14 protein-coding genes are annotated in these 15,938 nt (G+C 54.3%); all 14 read left to right on the forward strand.

All coding sequences use genetic code 11. The annotated features are described in order from the left end of the window. Window positions 1-168: 168 nt before the first annotated feature. The 14 genes from mraZ (at window position 169) to ABKW30_RS13440 (ending at window position 15,915) form a co-directional block, all read left to right on the forward strand. A complete protein-coding gene (gene mraZ, locus ABKW30_RS13375) occupies window positions 169-612 on the forward strand; it encodes a division/cell wall cluster transcriptional repressor MraZ (protein WP_348599417.1) in 444 nt (147 codons plus the stop codon). After that, window positions 612-1,649: a 16S rRNA (cytosine(1402)-N(4))-methyltransferase RsmH gene (gene rsmH, locus ABKW30_RS13380; RefSeq protein ID WP_348599418.1), complete on the forward strand. Its 1,038-nt coding sequence runs from the start codon at window positions 612-614 to the stop codon at window positions 1,647-1,649. Before mraZ ends, rsmH begins: the two co-directional genes overlap by 1 nt. 3 nt (window positions 1,650-1,652) lie before the next feature. Then, a complete protein-coding gene (locus ABKW30_RS13385) occupies window positions 1,653-2,066 on the forward strand; it encodes a hypothetical protein (protein ID WP_348599419.1) in 414 nt (137 codons plus the stop codon). Beyond that, the gene (locus tag ABKW30_RS13390; protein WP_348599420.1) at window positions 2,066-3,805 is read left to right on the forward strand and encodes a penicillin-binding protein 2; all 1,740 of its coding nucleotides are present in this window, start codon (window positions 2,066-2,068) and stop codon (window positions 3,803-3,805) included. Before ABKW30_RS13385 ends, ABKW30_RS13390 begins: the two co-directional genes overlap by 1 nt. A gap of 72 nt (window positions 3,806-3,877) precedes the next feature. Further along, the gene (locus ABKW30_RS13395; RefSeq protein ID WP_348599421.1) at window positions 3,878-5,347 is read left to right on the forward strand and encodes a UDP-N-acetylmuramoyl-L-alanyl-D-glutamate--2,6-diaminopimelate ligase; all 1,470 of its coding nucleotides are present in this window, start codon (window positions 3,878-3,880) and stop codon (window positions 5,345-5,347) included. Beyond that, complete coding sequence (locus ABKW30_RS13400; protein WP_348599422.1) at window positions 5,344-6,777, forward strand: UDP-N-acetylmuramoylalanyl-D-glutamyl-2,6-diaminopimelate--D-alanyl-D-alanine ligase; 1,434 nt, start codon at window positions 5,344-5,346, stop codon at window positions 6,775-6,777. The genes ABKW30_RS13395 and ABKW30_RS13400 overlap by 4 nt, the downstream gene beginning before the upstream one ends. Window positions 6,778-6,808: 31 nt before the next feature. Beyond that, entirely contained in the window at window positions 6,809-7,891 is a 1,083-nt protein-coding gene (gene mraY, locus ABKW30_RS13405; protein ID WP_348599423.1) for a phospho-N-acetylmuramoyl-pentapeptide-transferase, read from the forward strand. 10 nt (window positions 7,892-7,901) lie between these two features. After that, window positions 7,902-9,323 (forward strand): UDP-N-acetylmuramoyl-L-alanine--D-glutamate ligase, encoded by a 1,422-nt coding sequence (murD, locus tag ABKW30_RS13410; RefSeq protein ID WP_348599424.1) that lies wholly within the window; start codon window positions 7,902-7,904, stop codon window positions 9,321-9,323. 262 nt (window positions 9,324-9,585) lie between these two features. Beyond that, entirely contained in the window at window positions 9,586-10,743 is a 1,158-nt protein-coding gene (gene ftsW, locus ABKW30_RS13415) for a putative lipid II flippase FtsW (RefSeq protein WP_348599425.1), read from the forward strand. Between the two features lie 3 nt (window positions 10,744-10,746). Beyond that, window positions 10,747-11,874, forward strand: a complete 1,128-nt coding sequence (gene murG, locus ABKW30_RS13420; RefSeq protein WP_348599426.1) for an undecaprenyldiphospho-muramoylpentapeptide beta-N-acetylglucosaminyltransferase — start codon at window positions 10,747-10,749, stop codon at window positions 11,872-11,874. Next, complete coding sequence (murC, locus tag ABKW30_RS13425) at window positions 11,871-13,271, forward strand: UDP-N-acetylmuramate--L-alanine ligase (protein WP_348599427.1); 1,401 nt, start codon at window positions 11,871-11,873, stop codon at window positions 13,269-13,271. The genes murG and murC overlap by 4 nt, the downstream gene beginning before the upstream one ends. 45 nt (window positions 13,272-13,316) lie before the next feature. Then, on the forward strand, window positions 13,317-14,291 hold the full coding sequence (gene murB, locus ABKW30_RS13430; protein WP_348599428.1) for a UDP-N-acetylmuramate dehydrogenase: 975 nt from the start codon (window positions 13,317-13,319) through the stop codon (window positions 14,289-14,291). A gap of 128 nt (window positions 14,292-14,419) precedes the next feature. Next, a complete protein-coding gene (locus ABKW30_RS13435; RefSeq protein ID WP_348599429.1) occupies window positions 14,420-14,725 on the forward strand; it encodes a toxin-antitoxin system HicB family antitoxin in 306 nt (101 codons plus the stop codon). 263 nt (window positions 14,726-14,988) lie between these two features. Further along, on the forward strand, window positions 14,989-15,915 hold the full coding sequence (locus tag ABKW30_RS13440; RefSeq protein ID WP_348599430.1) for a D-alanine--D-alanine ligase: 927 nt from the start codon (window positions 14,989-14,991) through the stop codon (window positions 15,913-15,915). Window positions 15,916-15,938 lie beyond the last annotated feature (23 nt).

A 15,938-nucleotide genomic window follows, 5' to 3' on the forward strand; every position in this document is an offset into this window, starting at 1 on the left:
GTAGCGTTCAGTCGACACGGTGTTTCCCGACATTGGATTTTGCCATGCAGGGCCGGTATTTCGCCGGGGATTCGACGCGCGCCTACGAAAATTGCTCGCCTTGGTCACGGGGTGAAGCAGGGGCAGAACTATCAGGGACCCTTGGGGTCAGAACGGCGGGGTTGAGCTTTGAACCGGTTCCTCGGGCATATGACGAACAGGATCGACGCAAAGGGGCGGGTTTCCGTTCCGGCTCAGTTCCGTCTGATTGTGCAGGCAGCCGGTCACACGGAGCTTTACGCACTGCGCTCGCTGCATCTGCCTGCTCTGGATGTGGGCGGACCGGAACTGTTGACGCGCTTCGACAAGACACTGGAGAGCGCGGACCCTTTCGCGGAAACAGCAGACGACATGTCTTTCTATCTTCATGCGGATGGCAGCTTTCTGAAAATGGACGCGGATGGCCGGATCACAGTGACGGATTTTCTGCGCGAGCATACGGGCATTTCAACAGATGTGACCTTTGCGGGAGCGAATACGCACTTTCAGATTTGGCAACCCGAACAGTTCGAAGCGCATCGAAGCAGAGTTCGGACTCGGCTGGCGGAGAAACGTCGTCAGGAGACAGACTGATGACCGGTTCCGGCAAGAATAAAACTTCGATAAATTCAGACGAGCGCCACATTCCGGTTTTGCTTGACGAGGTCATTACCGCCTTGCAGCCAGAAAAAGGGCAGCGGATCATTGACGGCACATTTGGTGCCGGTGGTTACACCAGAAGAATCCTTGAAGCCGGTGCTGATGTAACAGCAATTGATCGCGATCCTTCCGCGATCGAAGCTGGCCGCGCGATGGAAAAAGAATATGCGGGAAGGCTGGCACTTGTTCAGGGTACTTTTTCGACCTTGGACCATGTGGCGCTTCTGGGCGCTCCTGATGGTATCGTTCTTGATATCGGCATTTCATCCATGCAGATTGATGAAGCCGAGCGTGGGTTTTCTTTTCAGAAAGATGGACCACTCGATATGCGCATGTCGAGTTCCGGCCCGAGTGCGGCCGATGTGGTCAATCGTTTTAAAATCGGTGACTTGGCGCGTATTTTCAATTTTCTAGGCGAGGAGCGCAATGCAGGCCGCATAGCCCGCATGATCGACAAGCGCCGTGCAACGGAGCCCTTTCATCGTACCCGTGATCTGGCCAATGCGATTGAAGCATTGGTCGGCAGGAACCCCAAAGTGCCGATCCATCCTGCGACGCGTGTGTTTCAGGCGCTGCGTATTTTCGTCAATGACGAGCTTGGTGAACTTGTACGCGCATTGCACGCTGCTGAACGTGTTTTGCAGCCTGGCGGGCGACTTGTAGTAGTCACATTCCATTCTCTGGAAGACCGTATCGTCAAACGTTTCTTTGCGGATAGGTCGGGCGCGGGCGGTGGTTCGCGTCACCTGCCGCAGGTCGAACAGCGTCGTGCAACTTTCACACCTGTCGGCAAGGGTATTATTGCGCCGACGGAGGCGGAAGCTGCACGCAATCCGCGGGCGCGTTCAGCAAAGCTTCGTGCCGGCATTCGCACAGACAGTGCGCCGCTTGCTGAGGATCACGCGATTTATGGCCTGCCCAACCTACCCATATTTCATGAAACCCAGTCTCAAAAGAAAAGTGGGAGTTGACCAGTGCTGCGTACTTTCGACATCATTTTGATCGGGTTGATGATAGCGGCGGCGTCGATAACCTATAAAATCAAGCACGACGCTGAGAAGCAGATGAATCAGGTGACCAAGCTTGAGCGCATGATCTCGGATGAAGCCGATACGATTGATCTGCTCAAGGCTGACTGGAGCTTGCTTACACAGCCGAATCGTCTGCAAAAACTTGTCGAGACATTTCAGGGGCAGCTTGATCTGCAGCTCGTTGAAGCCAATCAGATCATCAACCTTAATGATCTCCCGCAACCCAAGCCGGTCGTTTTCGACTCTGTTGCCGATATCATCACCGAAGCCAGCGCCAAAGATCTGAAGCCTGATGCAACACTTACCGGAAGTGTTGCCAAGAAATCCAACACCGCACCAAAAGGAGCTGCACAATAATGGCTGCTGTTTGGATCAAGCGAAAGAAGAATGAGCTGGAAACCGGTGTAGCGCCGGCTTTTGCGCTGGATGCAAAGCGGAAGAAGTCAGGCAACCGAGCGCGCAACCGCGTCGTGATGGCAATAGCCTGCTTCGTTGGTATCTACAGTGTCATTGGCGGCAGATTGATCTATTACGGCATACAGGAAGATACGACCGGTTATAACGGCCCAACCGGTACAGTTCTGGCTGCGCGGCCGGACATTCTTGACCGGAATGGCGAAGTGCTGGCGACTGACATCAAGACGAATTCGCTATACGCTGAGCCGAAGAAAATCATTGATCCCGATGAAGCAATTGAACTGCTTTCGACAGTTCTCCCCGATCTTAATTTCGAACAGACCTACAGCCGCCTGAAAAGCAAGGCAGGGTTTGCGTGGCTGAAGCGTGGCCTGACACCTCAACAGAAGAGCCAGATTATGGCTCTCGGTATTCCCGGTATCGGTTTCCGTACCGAGAAAGCGCGCTTCTATCCGGGTGGCCCAACAGCGTCGCACATTCTGGGTCTGGTAAATATCGACAATCAGGGCATTGCCGGTATGGAGAAATATATCGACGAGCATGGCTTGTCGGATTTGCGGGATGCGGGTCTTGCGGATAGCCGCTCGCTGGAGCCGGTAAAGCTTTCCATCGATCTGCGTGTGCAGCATGTGGTGCGCGATGTGGTTGTTCAGGCCATGCAGAAGTATAGCGCCATTGCAGCTGGAGCAGTCGTGTTGAACGTCAAGACCGGCGAAATTCTCGCAATGGCTTCGGCACCGGATTTCGATCCGAACAATCCATATAATGCATTGGAGAAAGATCGGCTCAATCGCATGTCTGCGGGTGCCTTCGAGATGGGTTCAACCATCAAGAGCTTTACGACTGCGATGGCGCTCGACTCCGGCAAAGTTAATCTGCAGAGCACGTTTGATGCGCGCCGGCCCATCACCATTGGCCGCCAGACGATCCGGGATTTCCACGGCAAGGGCCGTGTTCTGACCCTGCCGGAAGTGTTCATCTATTCATCCAACATCGGATCGGCAAAGGAAGCGGACGTCGTCGGGATTGATGGTCATCGCGAGTTCCTGCATCGCATGGGCCTATTGGATCGCATGGTAACGGAATTGCCGGAAGTGGCTCGTCCAATGGAGCCAAAGGTTTGGAAGAAGGTTCATTCCATCACCATCGCATTCGGTCACGGCATGGCAACCACTCCACTACAAACCGCGGTAGGTGCGGCTGCACTGATGAATGGCGGCAGGTTGATGCCTCCGACATTCCTGCCAAGAACCATTGAAGAAGCCAATAAAGTTGCAAAGCAGGTCGTGAGCGAGAAGACCAGCGAGGACATGCGCTATCTTTATCGCCTGAATGCCGAAAAAGGTTCTGGCGGTTCCGGTAATCGCGCGACTGTTCCGGGCTACCGCGTTGGCGGCAAGACCGGTACGGCGGAAAAAGTTATCAATGGCCGTTATTCCAAGGATGTCAGGTTCAACGCATTTGTTGCCGCATTTCCAATCGATAAGCCTGAATATGTTGTGTTGACCATCGTCGACGAACCGAAGGCCGAAGCAGGCAAGATCGGTGCGACGGCTGGCTTCAATGCAGCGCCGATGGTTCAGGAGATTATCCGCCGTTCGGCTTCATTCCTTGGGGTGCAGCCGGATTTCAATGAAGAACAAATATCTGCTCCAATGATGGTGAACTTTAATCAGTAAGTACCGGAAAACGAATCAGAAAGAAGCGTTATCCGGCCGAATTCACGGGAAAGAACAGGTTCCAGTCCGGCCATGAAATTGAAAGAACTTAACGGCATCCCCGCCTTGGCAATCTCCGAATTAGGAGACAGAGTCATTACAGGTCTGACGTCGGATTCCCGGCAGGTTCAGAAGGGATACGTTTTTGCAGCACTCAAGGGTGTGAAGGCTGACGGAATTGCCTATGCCCAAGATGCCGTCAAACGAGGTGCATCAGTTATCATCACTTCCAGCGATGCAAAACTGGGCAACATCGGCGCACCGATCATTTATGTAGATGACCCGCGCCGTGCACTGGCGCTCGCTTCAGCAAGTTTTTACGGGCGGCAACCAGACGTAATGGTCGCCATAACGGGGACCAGCGGTAAGACATCTGTTGCATCGTTTACCCGTCAAATATGGGCGCAGGCGGGCTTTGCATCGGCCAGCATTGGCACAACAGGTGTGGTCTCGCCAACGCGTGACGATTACGGTTCCCTGACGACGCCAGATCCGGTGGAACTGCACAAGCTGCTCAGCGAACTTGTTGATGAAGGCGTTACCCATGCTGCCATGGAGGCATCGTCGCATGGTCTTGACCAGCGCCGCCTTGATGGCGTGAAGCTTTCGGCGGGTGCATTCACCAATCTTGGTCGTGATCATATGGATTATCACGCGACGGTTGAAGAATATCATGCTGCAAAGCTGCGGCTGTTTACCGAGCTTCTGCCGAAAGGTGCTCCAGCTATCATCTTTGCGGATGATCCGTTTTCCAAGGCGACTATTGCCGCTGCAACTGAGGCCGGTTGCAACGTGCTGACCGTTGGACGCAAGGGCGAGTTTATCTCTTTGAAGCGCGTCGAGCATGAGCGTTTCCGCCAGCATGTTGAAGTTCACATTGCGGGTGAGATTTATGAAATAACATTGCCGCTTGCCGGTGATTTTCAAGTTGCTAACGGGCTCGTCGCTGCGGGCCTTGCCATCGCGACGGGTGTCCCGGCCGCGGCTGCGATGCGTGGTCTTGAACGTTTGAAAGGCGCTCCCGGACGGCTTGATCTCGTAGGGGCAACTGAGGAAGGTGCGCCTGCTTACGTCGACTATGCGCACAAGCCAGACGCGCTGGAAAATGTGCTCACGTCAGTCCGTCCGTTTACAACAGGTCGCGTTATCGTTGTCTTTGGTTGCGGTGGTGATCGCGACAAAGGCAAGCGTCCCATGATGGGTGAAATCGCAACACGGCTTGCCGATGTTGTGATCGTAACAGACGATAATCCACGCTCTGAAGTGCCCGCAACAGTTCGTTCTGAAATTCTTGCTGCCGCTCCGGGTGCCCGCGAAATCGGAGACAGGCGCGAAGCGATCCGCGAAGCTGTGGCGATGATGAAGTCCGGTGACACCTTGATTGTTGCAGGCAAAGGCCATGAAGAGGGTCAAACTGTAGGCGATACGGTGCTGCCCTTCTCCGATCACGTCGAAGTGGCTCAGGCACTGAAAGATCGCCTTCCGCAGGAGGGCGGTATATGAGCCTTCTGTGGTCCTCGGATGCGATGATTACGGCCATGAATGGCAGGCCTGTTGGTGAGCTTCCGCAAGGCATTACGGGCATTTCCATTGATACGCGTACGTTGCGGGATGGCGAGGCATTCTTTGCTATCAAGGGCGATGCGCTCGACGGTCACGACTATGCCACGGCAGCAGTTGCGGCGGGCGCTGCATTGCTGGTTGTCGCAGAGGCCAAGTTGCCAGCCCTCGGCAAGCTGAAAGCACCCATGATCGTCGTAGACGACGTTCTTGCCGCGATGACGCGGCTTGGCTTGGCTTCGCGTGCCCGTTCGCACGCGCAGATCATTGCCGTTACCGGATCTGTCGGTAAGACGACAACGAAGGAAGCGTTGCGTCATGTCCTGTCAGAAGTGGGCAAGGTTCATGCTTCAGTTGCTTCATTCAACAACCACTGGGGTGTGCCGCTGACGCTGGCACGCATGCCGCAAGACACGGATTACGGCGTTTTCGAAATCGGAATGAATCATCCCGATGAAATACGTCCGCTGGTTAAAATGGTGCGCCCTCATGTGGCGTTGATCACCTTGATAGCACCGGCTCATATGGGGCACTTCAAAAGCCTGCAGGAAATCGCAACTGCAAAGGCAGAGATTTTCGAAGGTCTGCTGCCCGGTGGTTATGCGCTGCTCAATCGCGATGACAAGCACTATAAATTCCTGGAAAAATGCGCACTCGAAGCTGGTGTTGAGCACATCAAATCTTTTGGCGAGAATACCCGCGCCGATTATCGCCTGATGAAACTGAAACTGCACGGCGAATGCTCGTGCATGACCGCCCGTCTTGCCGGGGAAGAGGTCGTCGCAAAGATTGGCGCGCCCGGACGTCATATTGTGCAAAACGTTCTCGCGGTGCTGGGTGCTGCACACCTGACCGGCGCGGACATGGCCAAGGTTACTTTGGGGCTTTCATCGCTAAGGGCTGAGAGTGGACGCGGCGAGCGGCACACACTTGAGATCGCTAAGGGCACATTTACGCTGATTGACGAGAGCTACAATGCAAATCCGGCATCAATGCGGGCAGCAGTTGAACTACTGGCAGCTGCAACTCCGACTGGAAAGGGGCGGCGGATCGCTGTTTTGGGCGATATGCTGGAGCTTGGGAAACAGTCGCCGAAGCTGCACGCGGAGCTGTCTTCAGTCATCGCATCCAACAATATCAACATGGTTTTTCTCGGAGGACCGGAGATGGCAGCGCTGAAAGCGGCCATGCCGGTTGAAATTCATGCCGAATACAGGCAGAGCGTGGAAGAATTGCAACCGCAATTGCTGAATACGATCAGAGCCGGTGACGTGATCATGATCAAATCGTCAAAGGGGACCGGCTTTTCCCAGATCGTCAAAACGCTCTTGCAGAAATACAACACCGCCGAACCTCTCGCTCCAGCCGAGTGAGCCTGCGGGGATGGGGAAAGGGCACTAGTCGATGCTTTATTATCTTGCCGGTCTGGCGGAACAGATGCAGTTTCTCAACGTGTTCCGCTATATCACGTTCAGGACCGGCGGCGCGCTGATTACGTCTGCGCTCATTGTTTTCCTTTTCGGTCCACGCATCATCGATTCCCTTCGTGTCCGGCAAGGTCGTGGCCAGCCCATTCGAGCCGATGGGCCGCAGACGCACTTCAAAAAAGCAGGCACACCGACAATGGGCGGCCTGATGATCATGACCGGCATCGTCATCTCATCGTTGCTTTGGGCTAACTGGTCCAATGTCTATGTCTGGGTTGTGTTGCTCGTTGCGTTGGGTTTTGGCGCCATTGGCTTCTATGATGACTATCTGAAAGTCAGTAAGCAGGCATCAAAGGGCTTTTCCGCCCGGGCACGTCTCGGAATTGAATTTATCATCGCTGGCATTGCCGGTCTTGCGATCATGTGGGCGGGGCAGGAGCCGTTCTCCTCATCGCTGACCTTCCCGTTCGCCAAGGAGTTTATCGTTAATCTCGGTATTTTCTTCATACCGTTTGCAGCGTTTGTCATGGTCGGCGCTGGCAATGCGGTGAATTTTACCGATGGTCTGGATGGTCTCGCCACAGTCCCGGTCATGATTGCCGCAGCCTCTTTCGGGGTCATCGCCTATCTGGCGGGTAATGCGATCTTTGCGGATTACCTGCAGATTCACTTCACGCCCGGTACTGGTGAACTTGCCGTTGTACTTGGCTCAGTAATCGGGGCAGGGCTCGGCTTTCTATGGTTTAACGCGCCACCTGCCGCTATCTTCATGGGCGACACAGGCTCACTCGCGCTTGGTGGTTTGATTGGCGCGGTTGCTGTTGCGACGAAGCATGAAATCGTTCTGGCAATCATTGGTGGCGTTTTCGTTATGGAAGCCATGTCAGTCATCATTCAGGTCGCTTCGTTCAAAATGACCGGCAAGCGGGTTTTCCTGATGGCGCCTATTCATCACCACTTTGAAAAGAAGGGCTGGACAGAAAGTCAGGTCGTGATCCGTTTTTGGATCATCGCCGTGATACTTGCGCTCATCGGCCTTTCAACATTGAAACTGAGATAAGGCCGCAAGCATGATACCTGCCCGTTCCATGAAGGATAAAACCGTCGCGCTCTTCGGGCTCGGCGGTTCGGGCATTGCAACTGCTCAGGCAATCCTCGCCGGTGGCGCTAATATCGTTGCGTGGGATGACAATCCTGACAGTGTTGCCCGTGCTCAAAGCGCTGGTGTTAAGACTGCTGATTTGCGCAATGTTGACTGGAAGCAATTTTCATCCTTCGTTCTGTCACCGGGTGTCCCGCTAACCCATCCCCGCCCGCATTGGAGCGTGGACCTTGCTCGGGCTGCTGGCATAGAAATCATTGGCGATATCGAACTGTTCGTGCGTGAGCGCAATCTCGCATTGGTAGACAATCCAGCAGCATACGTTCCATTTATTGCCATTACAGGGACCAATGGCAAATCCACGACTACGGCGCTGATTGCCCATATCATTAAATCCTCGGGCCGCGATGTTCAGCTTGGCGGCAATATTGGCACTGCCGTCATGACACTCGACCCGCCGGAAAATGCTCGCGTATATGTCGTCGAATGTTCTTCCTACCAGATCGATCTCGCACCATCGCTCAATCCGACCGCGGGTATCCTGTTGAACCTGACACCGGATCACTTGGATCGCCATGGCACGATGCAGCATTATGCCGAGATCAAGGAACGGCTTGTCGCGGGAAGCCAGACGGCCATTATTGGCGTTGATGACAGTTACTGTACCGCAATCGCGGATCGGCTGGAACGTGCGGGCACATCGGTGGCGCGGATTTCCAAACGAATGGCGATAGCCAACGGCTATTTTGCCAATGGCAGTGAGCTGTTCCACGCGCATGGCGGTACGAAAACGCCGATTGCTTCGCTTGAAGGCATAGGATCGCTGCGCGGCGAACATAATGCGCAAAATGCTCTGGCCGCATTTGCAGCCTGCCGTGCGGCAGGCCTATCCGTTGAAGAAATCAATGCGGGGCTTAAAACGTTTCCCGGCCTTGCGCACCGGATGGAGCAGGTGGCCAAGATGGGTTCTGCTTTGTTCGTCAATGACTCCAAGGCAACGAATGCCGAAGCAGCAGCACCCGCATTGTCGTCGTTTCCGCGCATCTACTGGATTGCTGGCGGCCTGCCGAAAGAGGGCGGTATCGCTTCCCTGTCAGGCTTCTTCCCGCGTATTGCCAAAGCTTATCTGATCGGCGAAGCCGCTCCACAATTTGCAGCCACGCTTGGCGATGCTGCTCCGTATGAGATTTCCGGCACTATCGACGTTGCCGTGAAGCACGCTGCGCTTGATGCCAGCAAAGACGATGCTAGCGAACCAGTCGTTTTGCTGTCGCCGGCTTGCGCCAGTTTCGATCAGTTTCAGAATTTTGAAAAACGCGGTGAAGCTTTCCGCTCTGCCGTTCTAGCGCTTGATGGCGCGTCACCTATTGGGGGTGAGAGCCCTTTATGACCATATTAGACCAATTCTGACGGAGGCAGTTTGTGACAAGATCAAGCAAAGACAAGAAGACCCGCACTTTTCGTGCGGGCGATTGGCTTTGCGCTGGAATTAGCGCAAAAGGCCCCGTCCCTTCGGGTTTCCGACTGTCGGACACCCACTTTGTCAAGCGGCTTCGTCCGATGAACCACATCGGTCTTGCCACCTTCCGCGTGGACTGTCTCGTCAGTCGAGAAACAGAATTTGGCCAATATGGTCAGAAAGGGCTCTGCTAATGGTAAGTCGCATTGACCGTGGTCCCGTTGCCGAATGGTGGTGGACGATAGATCGCTTTCTTCTTGCAGCGTGCCTGAGCCTAATGGGCCTCGGCATATTGTTGTCGTTCGCAGCAAGTCCCGCTGTTGCCGAGCGCATCGGACTTGAAAGCTTTTACTTCGTCAAGCATCAGTCCATGTTTATGGTTCCAGCCGTGATCGTCATGTTTGCGGTGTCGTTTATGGCACCCAGAACAATCAGGCGCTTTGCGATCATCCTGCTTGCGGGTGCGATGTTTGCCATGGTGCTCGCCCTGTTTTTCGGTATCGAAGTCAAAGGCGCGCGGCGCTGGATTTCGCTGGCGGGAATATCAGTCCAGCCATCGGAATTCATGAAACCGGCATTTGTGATCGTCTGTGCCTGGCTGTTTGCCGAAAATGAACGACGCAAGGACATACCCGGCAATTTCTTTTCCATGGTTTTATTTGGCGTCGTTGCTGCGCTGCTGGTTGCGCAGCCTGATCTCGGTCAAACGATCCTGACGGCCGGTACATGGGGCGCCATGTTCTTCATGGCCGGTGTTCCCTGGATATGGATCATTGCCTTGGGCGGTCTTGGTGCCGTTGGATTCTTCGGCGCATATACAGTTTTCCCGCACGTTGCCGGGCGTATTGACCGATTCATGACAGGTGAGGGCGATACGTTTCAGGTGGATGCAGGACGCGAGGCTATCATTCGTGGCGGTTGGCTTGGACAGGGCCCGGGCGAAGGTACAATCAAACGCATCATCCCTGATAGCCACACTGACTTTATCTTCTCCGTAACAGCTGAAGAATACGGCATCGCGCTTTGCCTGTTGATCGTGCTGATCTTTGCGTTCATCGTCATTCGCGGCCTGTCGATTGCCTTGAAGGAACGTGATGATTTCACCCGTCTTGCGGTATCGGGTCTGGTGATCCTGTTCGGCTTCCAGTCCATCATCAACATCTCGGTCAATCTGCACCTGATGCCAGCAAAAGGCATGACGTTGCCATTCATCTCCTATGGCGGCTCGTCGCTGATTTCCGTGGCGATCTCGACAGGGCTTTTGCTGGCATTGACTCGGCGCAGACCCGAAGGCCGACGCTCTGCGACGTTAGGGAACTCGCAAAGACCTGCGATGGTCGGTGCAGGGTAGGCGATGTCAAAGGGGGTTATCTTTCTCGCCGCCGGTGGTACCGGCGGTCATCTTTTTCCGGCTGAAGCGCTGGCGCATGACCTGATCGATAGAGGATGGGATATCCATCTTGTCACTGATGATCGCGCGCAGCGATTTACCGGCAGTTTTCCGGCAAGTCAGATTCACGTTGTCCGGTCTGCGACGATCGGCGGGCGAAATCCAATTGCGTTGGCGCGGACATTCTGGAAGCTCTGGCTCGGCAATCTTGACTCCAGACGTTTGTTCCGCTCGCTGAAACCCAAGCTGGTTGCAGGCTTTGGAGGCTACCCCACACTGCCGCCGCTTTATGCAGCAACCGCAATGAAAATACCCACGCTCGTTCATGAGCAAAATGCGGTAATGGGGCGTGCAAACAAGGCACTTGCAACACGCGTAAACGCCATTGCTGGCGGGTTTTTACCGGATGATGACGGGCCATTTTCTGGCAAGACCATTGTCACCGGCAATCCCGTACGACCAGCAGTGCTCGCGGAAGTCGGCAAGCCATACAAGGCATCGCAGGCCCACCAGCCATTCAACTTTCTGGTTTTTGGCGGCAGTCAGGGTGCCCAGTATTTCTCGACTGCAATACCTGCGGCGATAAAATTGCTGGCTCCCGAATTGCAGGCTCGTATCATTGTGACGCAGCAAGCACGCGCTGAAGATGAGGCGCAGGTGCGCGCAGCCTATCAGCAGATGGAAATCAAAGCTGACGTTGCGGTATTCTTTTCAGATATGGCGCGGCGCATCTCCGAATCGCATTTCGTCCTGTCACGCTCAGGTGCATCTACAGTCTCGGAAATTGCCGCAATCGGACGCCCAGCCATTCTGGTGCCGTTCCCACATGCACTTGATCATGATCAGGCGGCCAATGCTGCTGCATTGCAAGCAGCAGGCGGCGCTGATGTCATAAAGCAATCTGATCTTTCGCCGGAACGCATCGCAGCGATCCTTACAAGCGCCATGAATGAGCCCACAAGGCTGGCATTTGTTGCTGAAAAGGCGCGTACGACTGGCAAACCCGATGCAGCAAGGTTGCTTGGCGATCTTGCAGAGGCTATTGCAACCGGCCAAAGCGTTGAAGAATTCAAAAAAGGAGTGCGTCCATGAAGATGCCGCTCAATATAGGCCTGGTTCATTTTATCGGTATCGGCGGTATCGGCATGAGCGGCATTGCCGAAGTGCTGCATAATCTCGGTTACAAGGTGCAAGGCTCAGATCAGGCAGACAGCGCCAATGTGCAGCGTTTGCGTGAGAAAGGCATTGAGATATTCGTCGGGCACGCGGCGCCCAATATTGGTGATGCCGAAGTCGTTGTCGTATCGACTGCTATCAAGAAATCAAATCCCGAGCTTATCGCTGCGCGCGAAAAGCTTCTGCCAATTGTACGCCGCGCCGAAATGCTGGCTGAGCTTATGCGCTTCCGTCAAGCTGTTGCTATCGGCGGCACTCATGGCAAGACGACCACCACGTCGATGGTTGCAACGCTTCTCGATGCGGGAAAACTCGATCCTACGGTGATCAATGGCGGCATCATTAATGCCTATGGCACCAATGCTCGCATGGGCGCGGGCGACTGGATGGTCGTTGAAGCGGACGAAAGCGACGGCACGTTCCTGAAACTTCCGGCGGATATTGCGGTTGTGACGAACATTGATCCCGAACATCTCGATCACTACGGTACCTTCGACCGGGTGCGCGAAGCTTTCCGGCAGTTCGTTGAAAATGTTCCATTTTATGGCTTTGGGGTAATGTGTCTGGACCATCCCGAAGTCCAGTCTCTCGTCTCCAAGATCGAAGATCGTCGCGTTATCACCTATGGTGAAAATCCACAGGCCGATGTGCGCTTTGTCAATCTGGTTGTCGATGGAGCAAGCTCACATTTCGATGTTCAGATTGCCAAGCGCAAAACGGGTGAAATGACCGAGATTACTGATCTGCATCTGCCGATGCCGGGCAGGCACAATGTTTCAAACGCTACTGCGGCTATTGCTGTTGCTCACGAGTTGGGTATTTCACCAACAGACATCAAAAAAGGTCTGTCGTCATTCGGAGGCGTGAAACGGCGTTTCACACATACCGGTTCGTGGAACGGCGTAGATATATTCGACGATTACGGCCATCACCCTGTCGAGATAAAGGCCGTGCTGAAAGCGGCTCGGGATTCCGCCAAGGGGCGCGTTATCGGCATCGTCCAGCCGCACCGATTCACACGGCTTGCCAGCCTTTTCGATGAGTTTGCATCATGCTTCAATGATGCCGATACGGTTGTCGTTGCCCCGGTTTATACGGCGGGCGAGGACCCTATCGAAGGCGTTACGTCGGAGACACTGGTTTCACGGATCAAAACGGCTGCCCATAGGGACGCGCGTTACATTGAGGGCCCGCAGGAAATCGCTCCATTGATCGCTGATATAGCCAAGCCAGGTGATTTTGTGATCTTTCTTGGGGCTGGCAACATCACGCAATGGGCCTATGCCTTGCCAAAGGAACTGGCGGCGCTCTAGATTTGGCGGTTGCCCTTGAGAGGGTGGAACTGCTGGAAGGATACAATGTCTTCACTTGTTAATGGCGAAGCCCTGCTATCGAAGCTGGGAGACCGATTTACTGGTTTGCGCGGGCGGCTTACGCCCAATATGGGCATGGAGAAAGTCACGTGGTTTCGCGCAGGCGGCCTTGCTGAGGTGATGTTCCAGCCTGCCGACGAAGAAGATCTCGCAGCTTTCTTGAAAGCGGTTCCGCCGGAATATCCGATCCTGACTGTCGGTATCGGTTCAAATCTGCTGGTGCGCGATGGCGGTATTCCCGGCTTTGTTGTGCGGCTCTCGGCCAAGGGCTTCGGTGAAGTAGAACGTGTTGGCGAAACGCAATTGCGTGCCGGAACAGCTACACCGGATAAACGTGTTGCAGCAGCCGCGCTGGACGCTGATATTGCCGGCTTCCATTTCTATCACGGCATTCCGGGCGGAATTGGCGGTGCACTGCGCATGAACGCCGGTGCCAACGGTGTTGAAACGCGTGAGCGCGTGGTTGAAGTACGGGCGCTGGATCGCAAGGGCGAACTACATATCCTTTCCAATGCCGATATGGGATATGCCTATCGGCATTCCGGTGCCAGCAATGATCTGATTTTTACCTCAGCGCTTTTTGAAGGAACGCGGGGCGACCGGACCGAAATTCAGGCAGCGATGGACGCTGTTCAGCATCACCGTGAAACTGTCCAGCCTATTCGGGAGAAGACGGGCGGTTCTACATTCAAGAATCCTGAAGGCTCTTCGGCTTGGAAGGAAATCGACGCTGCAGGCGGGCGAGGCCTGAGAATTGGCGGTGCCCAGATGTCGCCAATGCATTGCAATTTCATGATCAATACCGGGACGGCCAATGGCTATGAACTGGAGACATTGGGCGAAACAATCCGCTCCCGCGTCCTGCAAAACTCCGGAATTCGCCTGCACTGGGAAATAAAGCGCCTTGGTCTATTTCGTCCGGGTCAGGAAGTACATGAATTCATGGGGCAGTTGCTCTAGCCGGCACGAATATTTTGCGTGGTTCGCCCTTCGACAAGCTCAGGACGGTTCACCATGAGGAATGTGGATGATTGCACATTAGTCGCCAACCTTGCTGGAAATAACTCCCTGCAAATACAACCTTTCTCATGGTGAGCCGTCCTGAGCTTGTCGAAGGGCGAACCACGCAAAACGGGAATGCGAAGCGCCTGCCTTGGCTTGACGGTTATGGACGCGTTGATGAGCTTTTGAGCGAAGGCCGAAAGTCTCTCAAGGTGTTTCTTGAGATGTGTGCCGAAAAGAATATCCATCCTTTTCGCGAATTTTCGGGTCGTTTTAACGTCCGTCTTGCCGCCGAAGTGCACGAAGCTGCTGTTTTTGCCGCAGCAGCGGAAAATAAAAGTCTCAATGAGTGGGTTGCTGAAGCAATCGAAGCTGCTGCTCGCGCTGCTTAAATCCCCCTCCCGTCACATTTTTTTACACTAAATATCATTGTTGAATCATTGGGGACTTGTCAGCGAATCAACTCTCTGATTCTTTAGGGGCAAGCGTTAACTGATTTGAGTCGGCTGGTTCTGCCAGTCTTGGGTATCTGCGGTCCTTGCCGCCGGATGTGCGATGACTCATGCCTTTTTTCGCCCGCGTATGGCCGCGAAAATCTTGTCGGTTGTAGTTTCGGTTATGCGCCAGATGGGGATGAGTTTGAGGGGATGCCTTTATGGCAAAGAAGCATGTTGCGGTGCTGATGGGAGGGTTTTCTTCGGAGCGTCCGGTTTCGCTGTCGTCAGGAAACTCCTGCGCCGAAGCTTTGGAGGCGGAGGGCTACGAGGTTACCCGTGTCGATGTGTCCCGCGATATCGCAAATGTCCTTCAGGAACTTAAGCCTGACGTAGCCTTCAATGCTTTGCATGGCCCTTTCGGTGAAGATGGCACAATTCAGGGCATCCTCGAATATTTGCAGATCCCCTATACCCATTCCGGTGTCCTTGCTTCTGCTCTGGCGATGAACAAGGAGCAGGCAAAGATCGTTGCCAAAGCGGCTGGTGTACCCGTCGCTGAAGCCAAAGTGATGGACCGTTCGGAATTTACGGCCAAGCACCCGATGAAGCCGCCCTATGTCATCAAGCCGGTCAGTGAGGGGTCGAGTTTTGGCGTGGTTATCGTCAAGGAAGATCAATCGCATCCGCCGCAGGTCGTCACCTCAAGTGAATGGAAATATGGCGGCTCGGTCATGGTCGAGCGCTACATTCATGGGCGCGAGTTGACCTGCGCTGTGATGGGGGATGTGGCCATTGGAGTGTGTGAAATCATCCCTGTCGGGCATCAGTTCTACGATTATGATTCAAAATATGTTGCAGGCGGATCAAATCATGTGGTTCCCGCTAAAATTTCACTAAAAATTTACCAAAAAATACAAACACTGTCTCTCAAGGCGCATCAGGCAATTGGATGTAAAGGGATTAGCCGGTCGGACTTTCGTTACGACGACCGGTTTTCCGAAGATGGCGAGCTAATTTGGCTGGAAGTGAACACTCAGCCGGGCATGACTCCCACATCACTTGTACCTGATATCGCCAAAGCTGCGGGGCATACCTTCGGTGAATTGTTGAGTTGGATGGTGGAGGACGCATCGTGTTTGCGTTGAAGGGCAAAAATACGCACCGCCGC

The organism is Phyllobacterium sp. SB3 (assembly GCF_040009165.1).
Taxonomy (GTDB): domain Bacteria; phylum Pseudomonadota; class Alphaproteobacteria; order Rhizobiales; family Rhizobiaceae; genus Phyllobacterium.